The 17,662-nt window shown below is 56.5% G+C and carries 15 protein-coding genes; 12 read left to right on the top strand and 3 right to left on the bottom strand.

Annotated features, from left to right (window positions below; all coding sequences use genetic code 11):
* Nucleotides 1-61: 61 nt before the first annotated feature.
* On the bottom strand, nt 62-955 hold the full coding sequence (locus tag GQR90_RS06355; RefSeq protein ID WP_199269481.1) for a LysR substrate-binding domain-containing protein: 894 nt from the start codon (nt 953-955) through the stop codon (nt 62-64).
* 170 nt (nt 956-1,125) lie between these two features.
* Between GQR90_RS06355 and GQR90_RS06350 the strand changes: the two genes are divergently transcribed.
* The 7 genes from GQR90_RS06350 to GQR90_RS06320 all read left to right on the top strand — a co-directional run bounded on the left by GQR90_RS06350 (nt 1,126) and on the right by GQR90_RS06320 (nt 9,296).
* Nucleotides 1,126-1,866 carry a class II aldolase/adducin family protein gene (locus GQR90_RS06350; protein WP_158773372.1) on the top strand — a complete coding sequence of 247 codons (741 nt, stop codon included), beginning with the start codon at nt 1,126-1,128 and terminating at the stop codon, nt 1,864-1,866.
* Between the two features lie 303 nt (nt 1,867-2,169).
* Complete coding sequence (locus GQR90_RS06345) at nt 2,170-3,405, top strand: YjiH family protein (protein ID WP_199269480.1); 1,236 nt, start codon at nt 2,170-2,172, stop codon at nt 3,403-3,405.
* Between the two features lie 90 nt (nt 3,406-3,495).
* Nucleotides 3,496-5,241 (top strand): amidohydrolase, encoded by a 1,746-nt coding sequence (locus GQR90_RS06340; RefSeq protein ID WP_199269479.1) that lies wholly within the window; start codon nt 3,496-3,498, stop codon nt 5,239-5,241.
* A gap of 63 nt (nt 5,242-5,304) precedes the next feature.
* Nucleotides 5,305-6,327, top strand: coding sequence for a CobW family GTP-binding protein (locus GQR90_RS06335; protein ID WP_158773371.1), 1,023 nt, complete (start codon nt 5,305-5,307; stop codon nt 6,325-6,327).
* Between the two features lie 173 nt (nt 6,328-6,500).
* Entirely contained in the window at nt 6,501-7,493 is a 993-nt protein-coding gene (locus GQR90_RS06330) for a nucleoid-associated protein (protein WP_158773370.1), read from the top strand.
* A gap of 292 nt (nt 7,494-7,785) precedes the next feature.
* Entirely contained in the window at nt 7,786-8,262 is a 477-nt protein-coding gene (locus GQR90_RS06325; RefSeq protein ID WP_158773369.1) for a methylenetetrahydrofolate reductase C-terminal domain-containing protein, read from the top strand.
* Nucleotides 8,259-9,296, top strand: a complete 1,038-nt coding sequence (locus GQR90_RS06320) for a methylenetetrahydrofolate reductase (RefSeq protein ID WP_233266455.1) — start codon at nt 8,259-8,261, stop codon at nt 9,294-9,296. Before GQR90_RS06325 ends, GQR90_RS06320 begins: the two co-directional genes overlap by 4 nt.
* A 163-nt stretch (nt 9,297-9,459) precedes the next feature.
* On the opposite strand, the gene GQR90_RS06315 is transcribed toward GQR90_RS06320, so the two are convergent.
* On the bottom strand, nt 9,460-10,794 hold the full coding sequence (locus tag GQR90_RS06315) for an aspartate aminotransferase family protein (protein ID WP_158773368.1): 1,335 nt from the start codon (nt 10,792-10,794) through the stop codon (nt 9,460-9,462).
* A complete protein-coding gene (locus tag GQR90_RS06310; RefSeq protein ID WP_233266454.1) occupies nt 10,794-11,771 on the bottom strand; it encodes a phosphotransferase enzyme family protein in 978 nt (325 codons plus the stop codon). The genes GQR90_RS06315 and GQR90_RS06310 overlap by 1 nt, the downstream gene beginning before the upstream one ends.
* Nucleotides 11,772-12,260: 489 nt before the next feature.
* Here GQR90_RS06310 and GQR90_RS06305 point away from each other — a divergent pair, with 489 nt between their 5' ends.
* From GQR90_RS06305 to GQR90_RS06290, 5 genes are all read left to right on the top strand, one after another.
* Nucleotides 12,261-13,187, top strand: coding sequence for a helix-turn-helix domain-containing protein (locus tag GQR90_RS06305; RefSeq protein ID WP_158773366.1), 927 nt, complete (start codon nt 12,261-12,263; stop codon nt 13,185-13,187).
* 381 nt (nt 13,188-13,568) lie between these two features.
* On the top strand, nt 13,569-13,697 hold the full coding sequence (locus GQR90_RS17740; RefSeq protein WP_267902047.1) for a hypothetical protein: 129 nt from the start codon (nt 13,569-13,571) through the stop codon (nt 13,695-13,697).
* A 317-nt stretch (nt 13,698-14,014) separates the two neighbouring features.
* Nucleotides 14,015-14,494: a hypothetical protein gene (locus GQR90_RS06300; RefSeq protein ID WP_158773365.1), complete on the top strand. Its 480-nt coding sequence runs from the start codon at nt 14,015-14,017 to the stop codon at nt 14,492-14,494.
* A complete protein-coding gene (locus GQR90_RS06295) occupies nt 14,491-16,056 on the top strand; it encodes a DEAD/DEAH box helicase (RefSeq protein ID WP_158773364.1) in 1,566 nt (521 codons plus the stop codon). Before GQR90_RS06300 ends, GQR90_RS06295 begins: the two co-directional genes overlap by 4 nt.
* Nucleotides 16,057-16,331: 275 nt before the next feature.
* A complete protein-coding gene (locus GQR90_RS06290) occupies nt 16,332-17,336 on the top strand; it encodes a site-specific integrase (RefSeq protein WP_158773363.1) in 1,005 nt (334 codons plus the stop codon).
* The last annotated feature ends 326 nt before the right edge of the window (nt 17,337-17,662 follow it).

Here is a 17,662-nt window from a genome sequence, read left to right as displayed (position 1 = left end):
ATGTCAGAATAAAAGACCACGAACTGACAGCGTTTTGCCAAGAGCAGTATCGCGACTCATCTCAAGATTCCCAAGACAATAACCAATCCGCAAAGCGACTGACCTTGGGATCATGCTGCCCTGAGGGCACTACCACATAATAGCCACCGCACATCAAGGGCGAGGTGCTTGCGACCACCAGCCGTCCCTCAGCAAGTTCTGGTGCCACGAAATAACGCGGCAATATCGCTAATCCAAGTCCATGCAAAGCCGCTTCAAGAACAAACTGGAAATGCTCCAACCGCTGACCCGGTAATGCATTGCACTCTCTGATCGACAGCCCCGCTGCTTCCAACCACAACTGAGTGGAGGACTTCATCAACGGTGAATGCGCCACGTGATGGAGAATCGGGTAACGCAGAATATCCTGTCGTTCGATGACAGGACCTCTCTCTGTCAAAAGGTCCGGTGTGCAGACGGCAAGCAGTTCACTGGACATGAGAAAGCGTGCATCAAACCCTGGCCAGTTGCCCTCTCCAAAAAGAATGCCGACATCATAGCCTTCGTGACTGTCATACAGCCGGCGCAGATCGTTCATGATCTCGAGCTCAATCTCGGGATTGAGTCCGGCATAGGACTTGAGTTTTGGCAATAACCAGCGAGAGGTAAACGAAGGTTCAGCCCCGATACGCAGATGACCAACATGGCTGGTACGCACATGATGAGTTGCTGTTTCCAGGCTCTCGAGCAATGGCAACACCTCATGAACATAGGCCTGCCCCAACTCATTGAGCGTCAGCCGCTGTCGAGAACGCGTTACCAGCGGGCTGCCCAGAAACTCCTCCAGATTCTTGATCTGGCGGCTCACGGCACTCTGGGTAATATTCAGTTCTTCGGCTGCACGTGTAACGCTGGAAAAGCGTGCGAAGGCGACGATACACCGAAGAGAGATCATGCTGGGGAGCTGTCGTTGCATGGTAGGTCATGACTTTTTGGAATGATCTTCTGAAGAATAAATCGATATTCGCTCTCTCACAAGCAACCTAGGATGCATGCAAGGCCAGCCTGCCACAGGACGAGTACTCACTTATCCCGTGTCCTGAGCCGCACCGCTGTCTTATGCCTTCCCGTCCGAGAGTGCGCCACATGCCAAACCCCGCGATTGAAGAGACCTTGAGAGCCGATCTGGCCGCCGCCTATCGCCTGCTGGAGCGAAACGGCTGGAGCGATCAAGTTTTCACTCATATCTCCGTACGCCTGCCAGGTGAGACACCGGCTTTCCTGATCAATGCCTATGGCTTGCTGCCAGAAGAGGTTACCGCCTCCAATCTGGTCACTATCGGTATTGATGGGAAGAAACTAAATATCGATGACCCTGAGGTAAATCCTGCGGGCTTCACGATTCACAGTGCCATCCACATGCATCGTCATGATGCCGTATGCGTCATGCATACTCACACCTTGGCTGGCATGGCAGTTGCGGCATTGGAAGAGGGTCTTCTTCCTCTGAATCAAACCAACATGGCCTTCTACAATCGCGTGGCTTATTACGACTACGAAGGTATTCCACTCGACCTTGAGGTCCGTAATCGCATCGTGGCAGCACTCGGTGATCGACAATGCGCCATTCTGCGCAATCACGGACTGTTAACCACCGGCCGCAGTGTCGCTGAGGCTTACTTCAACATGTTCTACCTCAACAAGGCCTGTGAGATTCAGCTTGAGGCGATGAAAATGGGTCGTCCACTCATCATGCCTTCACCACAAGAGTGTGAATTCACTGCTCAGCAGTTCGAGGACCCTCGCTACCACGCAGAAAGCGTGGCATTGACCTGGGCTGCGGAACTACGGCGTCTGGATAGAGAAGCGCCCGACTTCCGTGTCTAGAACGGCACGCCGTTTCCGGATGAGCACGGCAGACATACTCGCGTTGGACACATCCGCCCTGGCACGAGTTGTCTGCACGATGACACCGTAAAAGCACAGATTGATGATTCACGACAACCATCAACACGTCATTACAACTATAAAAAAGGTACGCGTCCCATGACCGACCGTCCGACTCCCGTCGCCTCAGAAGTCCCTCAATCTCGCTACAGCACGAAACAGCTGCTCAAATGCTTGATCCCCACTCTCCTCGGCGTTCTGCTTTTCTTTACGCCCATCAGTGTTGATGGGCGGACGACGATCATGATCGCGTTCGTCATCGACTACATCAATGATGTTCTCAAACCCCTCATGGTGACGGCAACGGCCGCGGTCGCCATCATTCCCAGTCTGATCACTCTGGCCGTCACCTTCAGTCCATTACGCCACCGCAAGGGACGCTTGATCACGCTATTCAATCCCGGCATGGGCTGGACCATCGTACGCATCATCGGCGCCTTATTGATGACGATGGTCTATTTCGAGGTAGGGCCTGAGTGGGTATGGAGCCGCAATACCGGCGGCGTGATGCTCTATGATATTGGCCCAGTCGTCCTGGCCATCTACTTCCTGTCAGCACTGCTATTACCTCTGCTGACTGACTACGGTCTGATGGAGTTCGCCGGTACCTTGTGCAGCCGCATGTTCGAGCGTCTCTTCGGTCTGCCGGGGAGAGCAGCGGTGGACTGCCTCGCCTCTTGGCTGTCAGCCTCTAGCGTGGGCATCATCCTTACGACTCAGCAGTACCGTCAGGGGTTTTACAACAGTCGTGAGGCGTGCACGATCGCGACCAACTTCTCGATCGTCTCGATTGCGTATTCTTACTTGCTGCTCAAGCTGATCGGCCTCGAGGAGATGTTCATTCAATGGTACATCGCCGTTGCCATCACCGGCGTCCTATGCGCCATCATTGTGCCCAAGCTGCCGCCGCTACGTAACAAATTGCCTGTCTACCATCCCGCAGTCGGCAAGCAGCTCAAGACAGACCGTCGTCCTGGAGAAGGTGTACTGGCCCTTGGTCTACGCCGCGCCGTCGAACGTGCCGAGCAAGCCAACTCTCCCACAGAACAGCTCAAGCAAGGGCTTCAGATCAGCGCAGATGTGGCCTTCTCCATCTATCCGGCCATGATGTTGGTGGGATGTGTCGGATTGGCACTGATCGAGTTCACCCAGTTATTCCAGGTGCTATCACTGCCATTGGTGCCCTATCTGGAGTTGTTGCGTCTTCCGGAAGCTGCTCAGGCAGCGCCCGCGCTACTCGCCGGCATCGTCGACAGCATCATGCCTTCCATTCTGGGTGCTGGAATCGAAAGCGAAGTGACACGCTTCGTGATGGCGGGTGTCGCCGTCACTCAAATCATCTTCTTTACCGAAGCTGCCATCATCCTGGTCAGAGCTGACATTGGGCTCACATTACGTGATCTGGTCATGATCTATGCCCTGCGAGTGCTGATCTCGCTACCTATCCTCGCCCTGCTGGGACATTGGATGATCGGCTGATGAACGGGCGTGTATCTCATCGTGATGCACGCCCGTGCCTCGCTCTTCTCTCGTGCTGTGCCTTCTCCTTTAGATTATGAGTTCATGATAATGATTACCTCCAGCACCCTGTCGACACCTTCTTTTATAGCGGCCTCCTCACCGAAAGAGACCGCCGATATCGTATTGATCAATGCCAACATCCATACCGTGGACGACAATATTCCCTGGGCGAAAGCCGTCGCGATTCGCAGTGGTCGCTTCATGGCCGTCGGTAATAAAGAGGATGTGACACCATTCATTGGAGACCACACCAAGGTCATCGATCTTGAAGGTCGTTTCGTGATGCCCGGTCTTTATGACATGCATACTCACCCCGACCTGGCGCTGGCACCCGGCTATGCCGACTATCTGAATATCGGCCTTGAGGATCCCACCCCGGAGGAGGTCAAGCAGGCAATACTCGACTACGCCGACAGTCATCCGGGCGATGGCTGGGTCTACGGCCAATATTTCGTGCGCTATACCTTCAAGCAGGCTGGGTTGGTCGCTGATCGTGACTGGCTGGACAGCTTCATGCCTGATCGCCCCGTGGCCATTCTTGATCGCTCATGGGGTTGCATGATGGTCAACTCGCGCGCGCTGGCGCTGGCAAACATTACTGCTGAGACTCAGGACCCACGTCATGGCTATATCGAGCGAGACTCCATTACCCATGAACCTTCCGGCATTCTGGTCGATGGTGCCTACGCCATCATTCACGCCACCATGCCACCAACACCGCAGCATGCGCTGACACGCGCTTATCGAGAGGGGCTGCATTTTCAGAGTGGACATGGCGTGGTAGGCACCAAGTACGTGCACGTCTGCGAACATCGCCTGAATGCACTTCGCAGTCTCGATCAAGATGGCAAGCTATCCGTCCGAGTAGAGGCAGCCATCAGCTGGCAGGATGATATTTTCCCGGTCAAACGGCGCTGGGAGCTACTGGCAGGAGAGCGCCATTACTATCGGAGCAATCGCCTGAATGCCAATGCGGTGAAGTTTCACTTCGATGGCACTCACGAATCACGTTCGTCCTATCTATCAACTCCCTGGCCAGGCGAGAAGAACTGGAGAGGACACCTGAATCTCACGCCAGAGCATATCGTCGACATGGTAGTCGACATGGATCGCAAGGGGATTCGTGTCATCGCGCACTGCACCGGTGATGGAGCTTCCGATATCTTCCTGGATGCCGTCGCTCAGGCAAGAGCACGTAATGGCAATAGTGGCGTGCGTCATCAATGCGCCCATAGCACAACGCTACTGGACACCAACCTTGCACGCTTCAAGGCACTGGATGTCACTGCCGAATTCTCGCCCGTCGGATGGTTCCCCTCCTCCTTCGCGAATGCTCGCGCTGTCTTTGGCGAAGAGCGCATGCAACGTGCCTATAACTTCAAGGGCGTCATTGAGGCGGAAGGCAATGCCGTGATGGGAACAGACTGGCCGGTCTCCAGCCTGAACCCGTGGATCGGGTTCGAGGCCATGATTACCCGTCAAAATCCCTTCGGTGAAGAAGAGGGTCAATTCTTTGGCCAGCCCATCTCACTCGAGCAAGCTATTCGTGTCATGACGATCAACGGCGCATGGTGCATGGGTATCGAGCAACACGCCGGTTCAATTTCCATCGGCAAGTCTGCCGATCTCATCGTGCTGGACCGTGACCTCTTCGATATCGCCATCAAGGGAAATCTGCATGCCACACAAGTGGAGCTGACTCTGCTGGAAGGAGAAGTCACCTGGGATCGTATGGGGGCCTTCACGGATACCGATATGGCTGCTACCTGGCAGGAACCACTGCCCGCATTCTGACACCCACCTTCCTGACCGCGAGCCAAGCGAAGCCGCTTGGCTCAATAATGAGAGGAAACTTCCATGTCACAACAGCACAGCATTCCCGTCACGCTGGTCGCAGGATTTCTCGGTGCGGGTAAGACGACGCTGCTCAATCATCTGCTCAACAGTGATCATGGTCGCCGCATGGCTGTGATGGTGAATGACTTCGGGGCTATCAACATTGATTCGCAGTTGATCGTCAGCCAGACCCAGACCACCGTCAGTCTGGCGAATGGATGTATCTGCTGCACGGTGGAGGGCGACCTGATCGCGCAACTTTCCACGCTGTTGGCAGACCCACAGACACGTCCCGAGCATCTGATCATCGAAGCCAGCGGTGTCTCGAATCCTGTCAAGATCGCCAACACCTTGCGCTACCCTCAGTTTCGTCAGTCACTCCATATCGATGGCATTCTGACGGTAGTCGATGCTGCTCAGTTTGATGATCTGGATAGTGATATGACACGGCTGGCCACCGAGCAGCTCGATGCCGCCGATATCATCATACTCAACAAAACCGACCTGCTCACACCGGATCAACGCACTGCACTCAAGTCACGCTGGCTATATCCAAACGCACGCGTGATAGAAAGTGAACATGGCGTGGTTCCGCTGGCGTTATTGCTCGGCGTGGAAAGAAAGACCACTGCTGAACCTGTCAGTCCTGATGGCCGTCACACCCCGGCATTGACGGCACCCACGACGACATTCGAGACGTTCAAGGCAGTACCTCATCAACACGACAGCCTGTTCAACACATGGAGCTGGCAAAGCGACATCCCGCTCAACCTGAAGGCTCTCCGCAACGTGATGGCTAGCCTCCCTGCCGCCATCTATCGTGCCAAGGGAATTTGTCATGTCGCGGAAGCTCGCGACCAGAGGTGCATTCTTCATCTTGTAGGAACGCGTTGCGAGATCACGCCTGCGGGGCCATGGAAGGGAGCAACGCCAGGCACTCAATTAATCGTGATTGGGAAGCGCGGTGCTATCGACGCTAATACCTTGAGGACGCTCCTTGAGGCATGTCATGACGAGAGCAATCTTGGGGTCGTCATTGATTGATGCGTTCAATCAAAATAAACCAGAGACTCTCTCTGACAAGTGAGTTCCAGAAAGACGTATTGCACAACGGTGAGTCGAAAAGGCGCTTCGTCAGTGGCCCCTTTTGCCCTATCCCCTCAGCAACGTGACGGGTATCATCCTCAGCCCGTTCATTGAAGCCGAGGGAGGTTCCCATGCCGATCCTGCACAGCATCATTCACCGTATCGACAAGGGCGATAGCGAGACATCAGCCCGTCTGGTGCCCGCAGACAGTCCCTTGCCGACATCCGATGCACTGGAGGATCTGGTGTCCGGTCTCAATGATGCCTACCACGGCAAGGCCAAGAACTGGGGGCGTTTCAATGAAGACGCGCCGGCCGCCTTTCCCACCGAGCTGGCGTCTTTCCTCGCAGGTGATACCGATTTCGCGAGCCTGACCCAGACGCTTGCCGGTCGACTCATGCCGTTGATCGATGACAATCTCCCGACAGGCGGCCATCTGCTGGTGGTGGATCACCAACTGGGCGAGATCCGTCATCTTTTCATGGCGCTACTGCACCATCGTGATGGCTTCGCGATCGACGAGACTCTCGCGGTAACGCCGGCTCGTCAGCTCAACCTGACGCAGATGTCGCTCGCCGCGCGACTGGACATCAGCCAATGGCAAGGCAGTTCGGCCTCTCATCCTTATCTGTCCTGGGCACGTGATCGCGGACGCACCAAGCTCGCCGAGGCCTTCGCCGAAACGCTGGGCGCGCAGGAACAACGCGATGCCGGCCAGGAGACGCGCACCCTGCTCAAGGCGTTCAGTGACTATGTCGAGCAGGAAGACATGGCCGAGGAAGCCAGCCGCGAGAAGACCGATGCACTTGTCGGCTACGCCACCGATCAGGCCAAGCTCGGCGAGCCGATCACGCTGGATCAGCTATCTGAGCTGATGGATGAAGAGCGCCCACAAGCCTTCTACGATCACATTCGCAACAGCGACTACGGGCTGTCTCCGGAAATCCCACCGGACAAGAAGACGCTGAACCAGTTCAAGCGCTTTACCGGGCGCGCCGCGGGCGTCTCGATCAGTTTTGACTCGCACCTGCTGGGCGCCGCCGTGGAATATGACGAGGCCGGGGATCGTCTGATCATCAAGCAGGTCCCGAACGGCCTGCGCGAGCAACTCAAGCAGCGCTGAGCGCGGATGATCCGGGACGGCTGGCAAAATATGACGGTCCCTCATCCGTCTCATTTCACCGTCGCTCCTGCAGGCTGCCCGAGTCGCTTCAGGAACAGCTCGCCCTCTCGCTGGCGAAGACCATGGACGCCCTGCCGACACTTTCCGGTGAGCCAGTGACCGGACATTGAGCCTCGCACCTCCTGCAAGGTCATTGCAGTGCCCTGACAGGAAAGGCAGGCTGTTGCCATCTCCCCCATGATCTCGCGGAGGCAGATGGCAAGAAGAGGTCACGACGCATCAGGAGAGAATCATGCTGTCCATTCGCTTGTGGGCGACACGCCACGCAAGATTGCTGGAACTCACCTATCAGGCCGTCGAGCCGGTGATCATCAAGCTGCATCCGCTGTGGAAATCCGTGGGCTACGAACGGGCAGAAAAGCCCATCGCAAAGCTGGAGCAACTGTGCAAGGGCCTGGTGTTTGACTGTCAGATGTGTGGCCAGTGCATCTTGAGCTCCACAGGCATGTCCTGCTCCATGAACTGCCCCAAGAACATACGCAACGGCCCCTGCGGTGGAGTGCTTCAGAACGGGAATTGCGAAGTCATCCCCGAGCAGCGCTGTGTCTGGGTCGAGGCGTGGGAAGGCAGTCAGCAGATGCGAGCCGACGATGCCATTCAGGTGGTGCAGTTACCGCTAGACCATCGCTTGAAAGGCACGTCCTCGTGGCTACGCGTGGCACGCCAGACAGCACAACGACACGCAGCACAGCGGGAGAGCAAGCCGTGACCCTCCATGTCGATATCGAAGATGGCAACGCTGGCGCTGGCTCTGAATCGGAGCCAGAGTCTGGCCTGCCCGGACATAGCTCCCGTGGTCGCCTGGAGCAAGTCCTGAAGAATGGGCACTTCGCGATTACCGCCGAACTGGCGCCACCCGACTCGGCGAATCCACAGGATGTCTACGCACGAGCGCGCCTGTTCGAAGGCCATGTGGATGCCATGAATGCGACGGATGGCTCGGGGGCCAACTGCCATATGTCCAGCGTGGCGATGTGTGCCCTGCTGGCGCGTCAGGGGCATGAGGTGGTCATGCAGATTTCCTGTCGTGACCGAAATCGCATCGCCATCCAGGGCGACATCCTGGGCGGCGCAGCATTGGGCATCAACAACATGCTGTGCCTGACGGGCGATGGGGTACAGGTCGGGGATCACCCGCAAGCCAAGCCGGTCTTTGACCTTGATTCATTGTCGCTACTGGAGATCGTCGCCGGATTACGCGACAAGCATGCCTTTGCCAGTGGACGAAAACTCACCGATCCCCCACGGATATTCCTGGGCGCGGCAGAGAATCCGTTTGCGCCGCCCTTCGATTTTCGCCCGCACCGTCTGGCCAAGAAGATCGCCGCCGGTGCCCAGTTCATCCAGACACAGTATTGCTTCGACTTGCCGCGCTTCACGGCTTTCATGCAACGCTCACAAGATCTGGGATTGCTGGAAAAATGCTTCATTCTGCCCGGTGTCGGCCCACTCGCCTCTGCACGCACAGCGAACTGGATGCGTCAGCATGTGCCCGGGGTGCATATCCCTGATCACATCATCACGCGGCTTGAAGGTGCCAAGGATCAGAAGGCAGAAGGACGCAATATCTGCATCGAGATGATTCAGCAACTGCGTGAGATCGAAGGCGTCAGTGGTGTGCATATCATGGCGCATCGTCAGGAAACCTCTGTCGTCGGCATCATCCAGCAGTCCGGTGTCCTGCGTGACCGAATGCCCTGGACGCCCTCTTGCGAGACCCCCCGCACGAAAGCGCCTGCCTGATGATCTGCGGACTTGCGATGCTATCGGCTTGATGACGTGTCTGACGGGTGCCTTGCCTGCCAAGTGACAATGCCAACGGCTGACATACCAACGCAAGACGCCCACCGGATGACCCGTGGGCGTCTTGCGCTTCTTAAGCTTCAGCGTCGCCTTGACTTGGGCCTTACCTGGCCGTGGCTCTCAAGGATTGCTCGAACGTCTCCAGGAAGATGTCGGCCTCTGCCTGAGTGATGCAGAGCGGCGGTCGAATCTTGAGGGTGCTCCCCGACTTGCCCGCCCCCCCGATCAAGATGCCATTGTGCTTGAGGTCATTGATCAAGGCGGTGGTGCGCTGCGCATCCGGCGCGCCGTCACGCAAGGGATCACACAGGTCCAACCCCAGGAACAGCCCCGCCCCACGCACATCACTCACCTCATCAAAGCGGGATTGAATGTCCTTCAGATGTCGCATGAAGTACTTGCCCTGGTGCTGCGCATTGACCATCAGGTTTTCCTCGGCGATAACGTCCAGCACTGCCGTCCCGGCTGCCACCGCGACCGGCGACCCGCCGAAGGTATTGAAGTAGCCGACATCAGCATTCAATACCGCCAACAATTCCTCTCGCGCCGCCAGCCCAGACATCGGGAAGCCATTGCCCATCGGCTTGCCCATGGTGACCACGTCCGGCACGACTGAGTGGCGTGAGAAGCCCCACATGCCATCACCGGTCCGCCCGAAGCCGGGCTGAACCTCATCGGCGATGAATAGCCCGCCCTGCGCCTGCAGCATCTCGACCGCGGGCTTCAGGAACCCGACGGGGTCCGCGTAGATGCCGTCGCTGGAGAAGATCGAGTCCACCAGCAAGGCCGCACAACCATGACCACGGGCCTCCAATTGCTCGATGCCGAAACGCACCTGCTCGGTGAACCAGGCGGCGGGGTCTGCCTGCTGACTCATCTCGGAAATCGGCAGGATATGCACATGATCCGGCGGCGTGCCCTGCTTGTAGGAGGATGGTGAGACTTCGGTCACGGCCGCCGTATTGCCGTGATAGGCCGCCTCGGTGACGATGATGCCGTGTCGTCCGGTCCAGCCACGCGCCAGCCGCAGGGCCATGTCGTTGCTTTCGCTGCCGGTACACATCATCACCAGACGATTGAGCGTCGTCGGCAGCGTCTCCAACAGACGCTCGGCATAACGATGGATACCTTCATGAAGGTAGCGATTGTGGACGTTCAAGGTGCCCATCTGCTCTGCCACGGCCTGAACCACGCGCGGGTGGCAATGCCCGATCGACGGCACGTTGTTGTACACGTCCAGATAGCGCTTGCCGGTGTCATCGAACAACCAGACACGCTCCCCACGCACGATGTGCAACGGCTCTTCATAGAACAGCATGGAGGTCGGCCCGACCGTTTCCAGACGCTTGCGCACCAGCGCCCCGATACGCGCATCCGCCTTGTCGATATGCGCCATGTTGAAGGCGTTTTGATCCAGAATTCCGCGTACCTTTTCCATCACGCCATCCTCATGTTGTTGTGCTGCAGTTGATTGTCTTGTTGACCCTCTCGACTCTGGTCGACAGGATCATGGCCCTCGCGAACCTGATGGCCACGTTGTGTCATGTAGTGCCGCGCCATCTCGGCAGTCTCGCGACTGAAACCATCACTCAATGTCTTGCCTTCCTTGCTCTCCTGATGCGTCGCCAACCAGGCACACAGCAGGATGCGACGCATCATGATGAAGGTGTCCAGCATCGCCTCTTCCGCGACCGAGAATTCAGCAACGGAGCGATAGCCCTTGAGCCAGGCCTCTCGCAGTTGCGGAACACTGGGGTCCGTCTCGTGAAAGCTGATGGCGGCGGCAAAGTCGTAGGCATACCAGCAGAAGCCACAGTCATCGAAGTCGATGATCGACATGCCCTCCTGCGACACCAGCAGGTTGGTCAACCGTAGATCGGCATGCACCAGGCCATAGCGATGGGGGGCTATGCCATATAGCGCGATCTCTGACTTGATGTAGGGAATGGCCTCATTGATGGTGTGGACCTCGCTGACCGTCATGCCGGGCGCGTCACGCCAATCTCCCCATAGCCCTTTTGCAGAGATCATCGTCTCGAGATTCCAGCGCTTGCGAACGAATCCTTCCGGCAGCTGCCAGCGACGACTGTGCGCATGCAAGGTGGCGGTGACAGCCCCCAGGCGCTCGAACCATTCCGGCAGACTGTCTCCGATATCCGGCTCGGCCCCCGCAGCATGTTCAAAGGCCACCACCTGCAATGTCAGCCCTCCGGCGATAATGCTCAGTACCGGGCTTCCCGTCGTGGTCGGCAGAGGGGCTGGTGTGTCGACCTCGGTGGTCGCCCGAATGTCGCGTATCCAGGCCAGTTCAGACTCGATCTCTTCCCGGCAGTGATAGTCCGGCCGATGGACTCGAATGATGATCTTGCGAGCTGTCGCATCATCCTCAGCGAGGAAGGTCGCGTTCTCCGACATGGTCAAGAGTGATACTCGAGCCTGTGCAGACAGGCTCCATTTCTCCAGACAGTGTGCCAACTCGATTTTTATTTGATTTATAAGAGTTTCCGTATACATCTCACTACCTCGCTGACATCAGAAGTGCCGGGACGTTGCGAAATACCCACTGCCTCGCGGTGTCGCTTGAAGGGCCGCCCCATGGTCGAGGCCACGCCCCTCTCTCGGCATGTCTTGTCCCTGTGGTCTCGGTGCCACCTCGCAAAGGAAACAGACAGGGGTTGCAGAAGCGACATCCTGAAATCCCGTTCCCTCTTTGAAGTTGTGCGCGGAATTTGCATGACCCAGATTACTGACCTGACGGGATGAGCGTTATCAGCATCCGGCAAACCTTGTAAAGATATTAAAAAACAATGAGTTGGAAGTTAAATGCCAGGAAATGGAACAAAGATGCCGATGTGGGATGCCACACGGAGCGACAGGAAAGATGCGCACGCACCAGGCAAGTGCATGCGTGAGGCATGGGATGTCAACGAGCAGGCGCAGAATCTGACGGATTGGTCACAGGAATATGATCAATATGGCCAGGGGAAATTCTATGGCCGTATTGATGAGCTTCACCTACCAGGGATGCAGGTGTTCAAGGAATACACGAGCCATGCCTTGGGGCAGCAATGTCACGTCTGGCCGGACTCGTTATGGATTGGCCTGCCCGCCACCCGTGAATGTCGCATCAACGGCTATCCCCTGCAGGAAGAGGACATCATGTGTCAGCCGGGAGGGCATGATTTCGAGCTGACGACACCGGACACCTTCGGCATCTACTGCCTGGTGATCCAACGCGACTGGCTGGTCAATGTCGCTGGGGACTCTGCGTTATCCCTGTTGGAGGGCGATCCGCAGCAGACAATGCGCCTGGGCGTATCGCAGAAGACGCGCCAGGGAGTCATCTTCCTGATGGAACGATTGCTGGAGCGCAGGAGTCCTGATTTCGAGGTTCAGGCCCACCAAGGCATTCTCTCTCTGGCGGTGGAGGCAATCTTGCGCGAAGAGACGCCTCACACAGAGCGCTACCCCAGCTATCACCACCGACGTCAGGTCGTGGCGCGGGTGCGCGACTACCTGAATAGCGGTATGCCCGCCCCTGTCAGTATCGACACGCTGTGCGGTATCGCTCATGTCAGTCAGAGAACGTTGCACAACAGCTTTACCAGTATCCTCGGCGTGAGCCCCATGCAATTCATCCGCCTCAACAGACTCAACAATGTGCGCCGCCGTCTGTGCGAACCTGACGCCCACAGCACGGTGGGCCAGATCGCCAGCGACTGGGGTTTCTATCATCTGGGCCAGTTTGCGCAGGACTACCGTCGTCTGTTTGGCGAGGCTCCATCGGCGACGCTCTCGCGTTATCGAACCCGGTCAATACTTGAAGCATGAGCATACTCAAAAGACCGCGAGAACATGAAGACCAGTGCCATAAGCGAAGGAGTGAACTTTCGAGAAAATCGTGAGATTAGGTCGATCACCCATGTCCCTTCAATCAAGTAATATTTACGGCAGTCCAACCATCTGCTAGATTTAATATATCGAGGCAAAATCCTCGATCGGGTTTGGCGACTCGAAATCATCCAAGGCGCATAAGCGCCCCAGACCATGGTTGGCGCTTTTTTTGTGCCTGCCATGCGTTATGGCGGTCGTGCGCGGGAGACCTCCGGGTCTGCCGGTTTCTTGGATGCCGGTTCGCCAACCTGCGTACGGCCGCCCCCATCACTGTTTGGCGACAGCGGGTGCGGCTCCCATATCCAAGGAGCTTTAACCATGGTCATCTTGACTACGGCAACCCCGCGCAACCCCGACCTACCGACCCCTTACGGCGGCTATCCCGATCCCCCTTATCAAGACTGTCGTGCATGCAGCATCAGCGGCTGCAGCGAGGTGCTGTCATGACCTCGAATCCTTCATACCCCACGTCGACAGCCCCCCTTGCCCCTCTTGATCCCTCTTCTTCGGAAGGGATGTTATCCGGGCCTACCAGGACACCTGATACGCCAGAGAGGTCTGATAGCCAACTTCCGCCCACCTCGACACATCACTCTGCTCACTCCTCGTCCTCCAATATCTCTGATATTTCGCCTTCCAATGACTCGTCAATTACGGCAGCGTACCGGCGCGGGCAGCTGATCAAACAGCACTTCCAGCAGTGGCTTCAAGCTCAGAGGAAACACCCCGTTACCTTCACCAAAGTCAGCTGTCGCAACGACTTGATGAAGCACCCTGAGTTAGCGGACTGCAAGACTATCGTTGTCCTGCAGCGCGTTCGCGACCTGATTGATCGATTGGTCATTGATGGGCAAGTCGCCCAGGTCGATACCATCGGCAGACGGCGGCGCGTCTATCAGCTGGTCGATAGCACCTCAGGGCATCCCACCTCCTCTACGGCTCCCGCCAATCGGCATAACATCGCTGAGAACTCGGCAACGGCACCCCCGCCCCAAATCGATAGCAGGTCACACTTGCCGCTGGATGCAGTGCTTCAAGAACAGCGGCGAACCCTCAAGAAAGCCATGCATGCCGCGAAAGCCGAAGCCGAGCATCTGTACCAGCTCGCACAAGACTATCCAGACGCAAAATCCGACATCGCTCCCTTGCAAGACGATGCGCTCCAGCGCGCCTGCGAATTCCAAGGACAGCTGGCAGCCGTGCTGGCGCTCTATGGGAAACGCCATGCAGGAGGTGAATCATGACGCCGCGTCAGATCAATCGGTTACTGCCTTCCCTGACCAGCCCGACACTCAGAGCCTGGCAGGCACGCTGCATTGAGACAGCGCTTCAACGCCTTTCGGATCAACAGCCCCATTTTTTGTGCCAGGCAACACCCGGTGCAGGCAAGATGCTGATGGCAGCAGTACTGACCGAAGAGCTAGTTCTCAATGGGAGCATTGATCATGTCATCTACCTGGGCCCCACGACCGCGGTGGTGGAACGCGCCCGCGAAACGTTTTCGCAGATTCTGGGGCATCCCATGCATGGGCGTCTGGGCGACATCGGGATTGCGCTTACCTACCAGGCACTCAGTTTTCGCCTGAAGGACCTCAAGCAGCTCTGTCGCCAGGGGCGTACATTGCTGGTGTGGGACGAAAGCCACCATGCCGCAGGCGCCACAGCAGGCGCCGCAAAAAACATCCACACCAACCCGGCGGTCACCGGCGCCAATCAGTGGGGCTTGGCACTCCTGGCATTGGAGCGCGATGTACGCTTCACCCTGGCCTTGTCAGGCACCCCCTGGCGCACTGATGGCAGCTGTCTCCCCTTGCTTCGTTATATGGCTCCAGGCCATGGAGTGATCTCGACGTCCCAGCGAGCGGCGCAGGCGCTTTCGCATCCCGAAAGTGACAGCCTCGCGTTGATCCCAGACTTCACTTACACCCTGCGCGATGCCATTCAGGATGACGTCTGCCGCATACCACGCCTTTATCTAATAGATAACGACGATATACGTCTGGTGGCCGAGCAGCATGCGCAACGTGAGACACTGCATTATCAAAGTATCCCGGCTTTGTTACGCCACCCCGGGGTGCATTATTCCGCCTTGCTACGCCATCCAGGCCCTCAGCAGCACCTATTGGAAGTCAGTTGCCAGCGTTTGCGACGGCTTCAAGAGGAAGACCCCACAACTGCCGGCCTGGTAGTGGCATCCAGCATTTCCCATGCGGAAGATATTGCAGACAGTCTGCAACAGATGGGACAGACCGTGTGTCTGGTGACGAGCCAAACGGCTGGAGCACACGCACGGCTCGAAGCCTTTCGCTACAGCCATACCTCGTGGATTGTCTCCGTCAACATGGTCAGTGAAGGGGTCGATATCCCCCGTCTGCAGGTCTGCTGTTACCTCAGCCATGTCAGAACCGAGCAGTATTTTCGTCAAGTGCTTGGGCGGGTCATTCGTCGTCGACATGCGCAGGATGATGCGTGCTATTTCTATGCGCTCAATGAAAGTACGCTACGGCACTACGCCAACCGGCTGTTTGAAGATTTGCCCGACGAGCATGCCGCGATCCAACTAAATCCCTTTGCTTCCCCGACAGTGCCCGCCCCAGCCATCTGTCCAGCAACTGATTCAACAGCCTCCAACGATCCTGGAACGAGCGGAGACCTACCCACTATCGAAATGAACGGCACATCACATTCTCAGGCACCGATGAGTGGGTGTGTGAGCCTCTCAGATGGATTACGGGAAATGTCGCTCGATTTGGCAAATGATGTGGCGTTCTCTAATGCCTTTCTGGCGCGCTTGGTATCACTCTGAACACAGGCGGCAAGGTAGACCCGCCAGAACAACCAAGCAGGGAATTTCACTTTTTTTTAAATCCCATCCCAGAGATAACGCACGCATAGTAATCAATCATGCCCTGTAAATTCCTCATGATTTTGAATATGCATGATTTACAACTCTCCGTAGCTTTAGGGGCATGCATTTCGGGTTGGCTGATTTATGAAAGGTGATAGCGTGAAATTGAATGGCCATCTCATCGGAGAATGGCGGCCATCATTCCAACTTTTCGTCATCGATGGAGATAGCTCATGGTGTCCAGACCACTGGCAGGCATTCAGCCTCCTCAAAGAAGGTGGCATCAGAAAATGCAAGTGCTCCCTTATCAGGATAACCAGGACTCTCTGCCGGGACTCTGCCTGACGGTCTCGGCACGTAAACTGATAATGGCCAGCCTTGCGCCGAGTACCATTCGAGCGTTTCAAAGCGACATACGGATGTTTCTCAGGCGTGGCGGCACCCTTCCCAGCACCGACACGGAGATTGCCAACTATCTCACCCGGTGTTTCGAGGACGGCTATAAACCGAACACACTCAAGCGGCAGCTGTGCTCGTTACGCCGGTGGCACGTCGTCATGAACTATCCCACCTTGGGCAATGAGCAAATGATCAAGGGAGTCATGCGCGGCTGCGCACGTCTCAATGAAGTCCCGGTGAAACGAGCTCCAGCCTTGATGAGAGATGACCTACATCAGCTGCTGAATAGCCTTGATTTGAGCGAGTTGCGAGATCTGCGCGACGCCGCCATGTTCTGCCTGACGTTCTATGGAGCATTCCGTTACAGCGAAGTGCTCAATCTTCGTGTCGAGCACCTCACACAGGATGCACGTGGTGTGCTGGTCAGGCTCGCTCGCAGCAAGACAAATCAAGAGGGACGACATGAAGTCAAAGCCATTCATAATGCGGACGCCTCGCTCCCCTACTGCCCCGTCAATTTACTGTATCGCTGGTTGGAAGCCGCTCAGATCAAGAGAGGTGCGGTATTTCGCAGCGTGTCGCTGGGCGGCAGGCCAGGAGGCTCGAAACTCTCTCACACCGCATTCCAGAATGCCTTGATCAGGGCGCTCGAGCGTTCAGACCTGACGTCACGGGGTTTCAGTACACATAGCATGCGTGCTGGTCTGATTACTGAAGCTCACCTGCGGGGGAAAAGCCTGGAGCAGATACAGCGAGTGACAGGACACAAGCATCTCGACACGTTGGCGGAATACATCCGGGTCGCAGATCCCTTTGAGAACAGCGCCAATAATTTCTGAAGCAGTGCTTGAAGACCATCACCGTTCAACAACCGATGAATTACAAAAATCAATCAGGAATCATTCTCCTGATAATAAATTACTACCGAGATTTGCACTAAAAGGGCCTAATGCTCGCGAAACGGTCGATTTTGACGGTTAACTGATGCCGTAAAATCTCACCACTTGAGTTATGCTATTAGTACACAATGATTCGGCTTGGACATATCAGGAGGCTGTTTCCACAGAGACCCCATTCAACCTTTCAGGTGAATCACTCAACTGATTACCCACTTCTCAAGTTAATGCTCCGTTGCCCTTTCGCGGATTTGACGAATGATTCTTTC

Source organism: Cobetia sp. L2A1, assembly GCF_009796845.1.
Classification (GTDB): Bacteria; Pseudomonadota; Gammaproteobacteria; order Pseudomonadales; family Halomonadaceae; genus Cobetia.
The sequence above is the reverse complement of the archived record's forward strand: the minus strand, read 5'-3'. Positions and strand labels throughout refer to the sequence as shown.

What these genes read in the sequence shown, in the direction of transcription:
- GQR90_RS06355 (WP_199269481.1), bottom strand. Translation starts at nt 955, where the DNA reads ATGCAACGACAGCTCCCCAGCATGATCTCTCTTCGGTGTATCGTCGCC.
- GQR90_RS06350 (WP_158773372.1), top strand. Translation starts at nt 1,126, where the DNA reads ATGCCAAACCCCGCGATTGAAGAGACCTTGAGAGCCGATCTGGCCGCC.
- GQR90_RS06345 (WP_199269480.1), top strand. Translation starts at nt 2,170, where the DNA reads ATGATCGCGTTCGTCATCGACTACATCAATGATGTTCTCAAACCCCTC.
- GQR90_RS06340 (WP_199269479.1), top strand. Translation starts at nt 3,496, where the DNA reads ATGATTACCTCCAGCACCCTGTCGACACCTTCTTTTATAGCGGCCTCC.
- GQR90_RS06335 (WP_158773371.1), top strand. Translation starts at nt 5,305, where the DNA reads ATGTCACAACAGCACAGCATTCCCGTCACGCTGGTCGCAGGATTTCTC.
- GQR90_RS06330 (WP_158773370.1), top strand. Translation starts at nt 6,501, where the DNA reads ATGCCGATCCTGCACAGCATCATTCACCGTATCGACAAGGGCGATAGC.
- GQR90_RS06325 (WP_158773369.1), top strand. Translation starts at nt 7,786, where the DNA reads ATGCTGTCCATTCGCTTGTGGGCGACACGCCACGCAAGATTGCTGGAA.
- GQR90_RS06315 (WP_158773368.1), bottom strand. Translation starts at nt 10,794, where the DNA reads ATGGAAAAGGTACGCGGAATTCTGGATCAAAACGCCTTCAACATGGCG.
- GQR90_RS06310 (WP_233266454.1), bottom strand. Translation starts at nt 11,771, where the DNA reads ATGTCGGAGAACGCGACCTTCCTCGCTGAGGATGATGCGACAGCTCGC.
- GQR90_RS06305 (WP_158773366.1), top strand. Translation starts at nt 12,261, where the DNA reads ATGCGTGAGGCATGGGATGTCAACGAGCAGGCGCAGAATCTGACGGAT.
- GQR90_RS17740 (WP_267902047.1), top strand. Translation starts at nt 13,569, where the DNA reads ATGGTCATCTTGACTACGGCAACCCCGCGCAACCCCGACCTACCGACC.
- GQR90_RS06300 (WP_158773365.1), top strand. Translation starts at nt 14,015, where the DNA reads ATGAAGCACCCTGAGTTAGCGGACTGCAAGACTATCGTTGTCCTGCAG.
- GQR90_RS06295 (WP_158773364.1), top strand. Translation starts at nt 14,491, where the DNA reads ATGACGCCGCGTCAGATCAATCGGTTACTGCCTTCCCTGACCAGCCCG.
- GQR90_RS06290 (WP_158773363.1), top strand. Translation starts at nt 16,332, where the DNA reads ATGGTGTCCAGACCACTGGCAGGCATTCAGCCTCCTCAAAGAAGGTGG.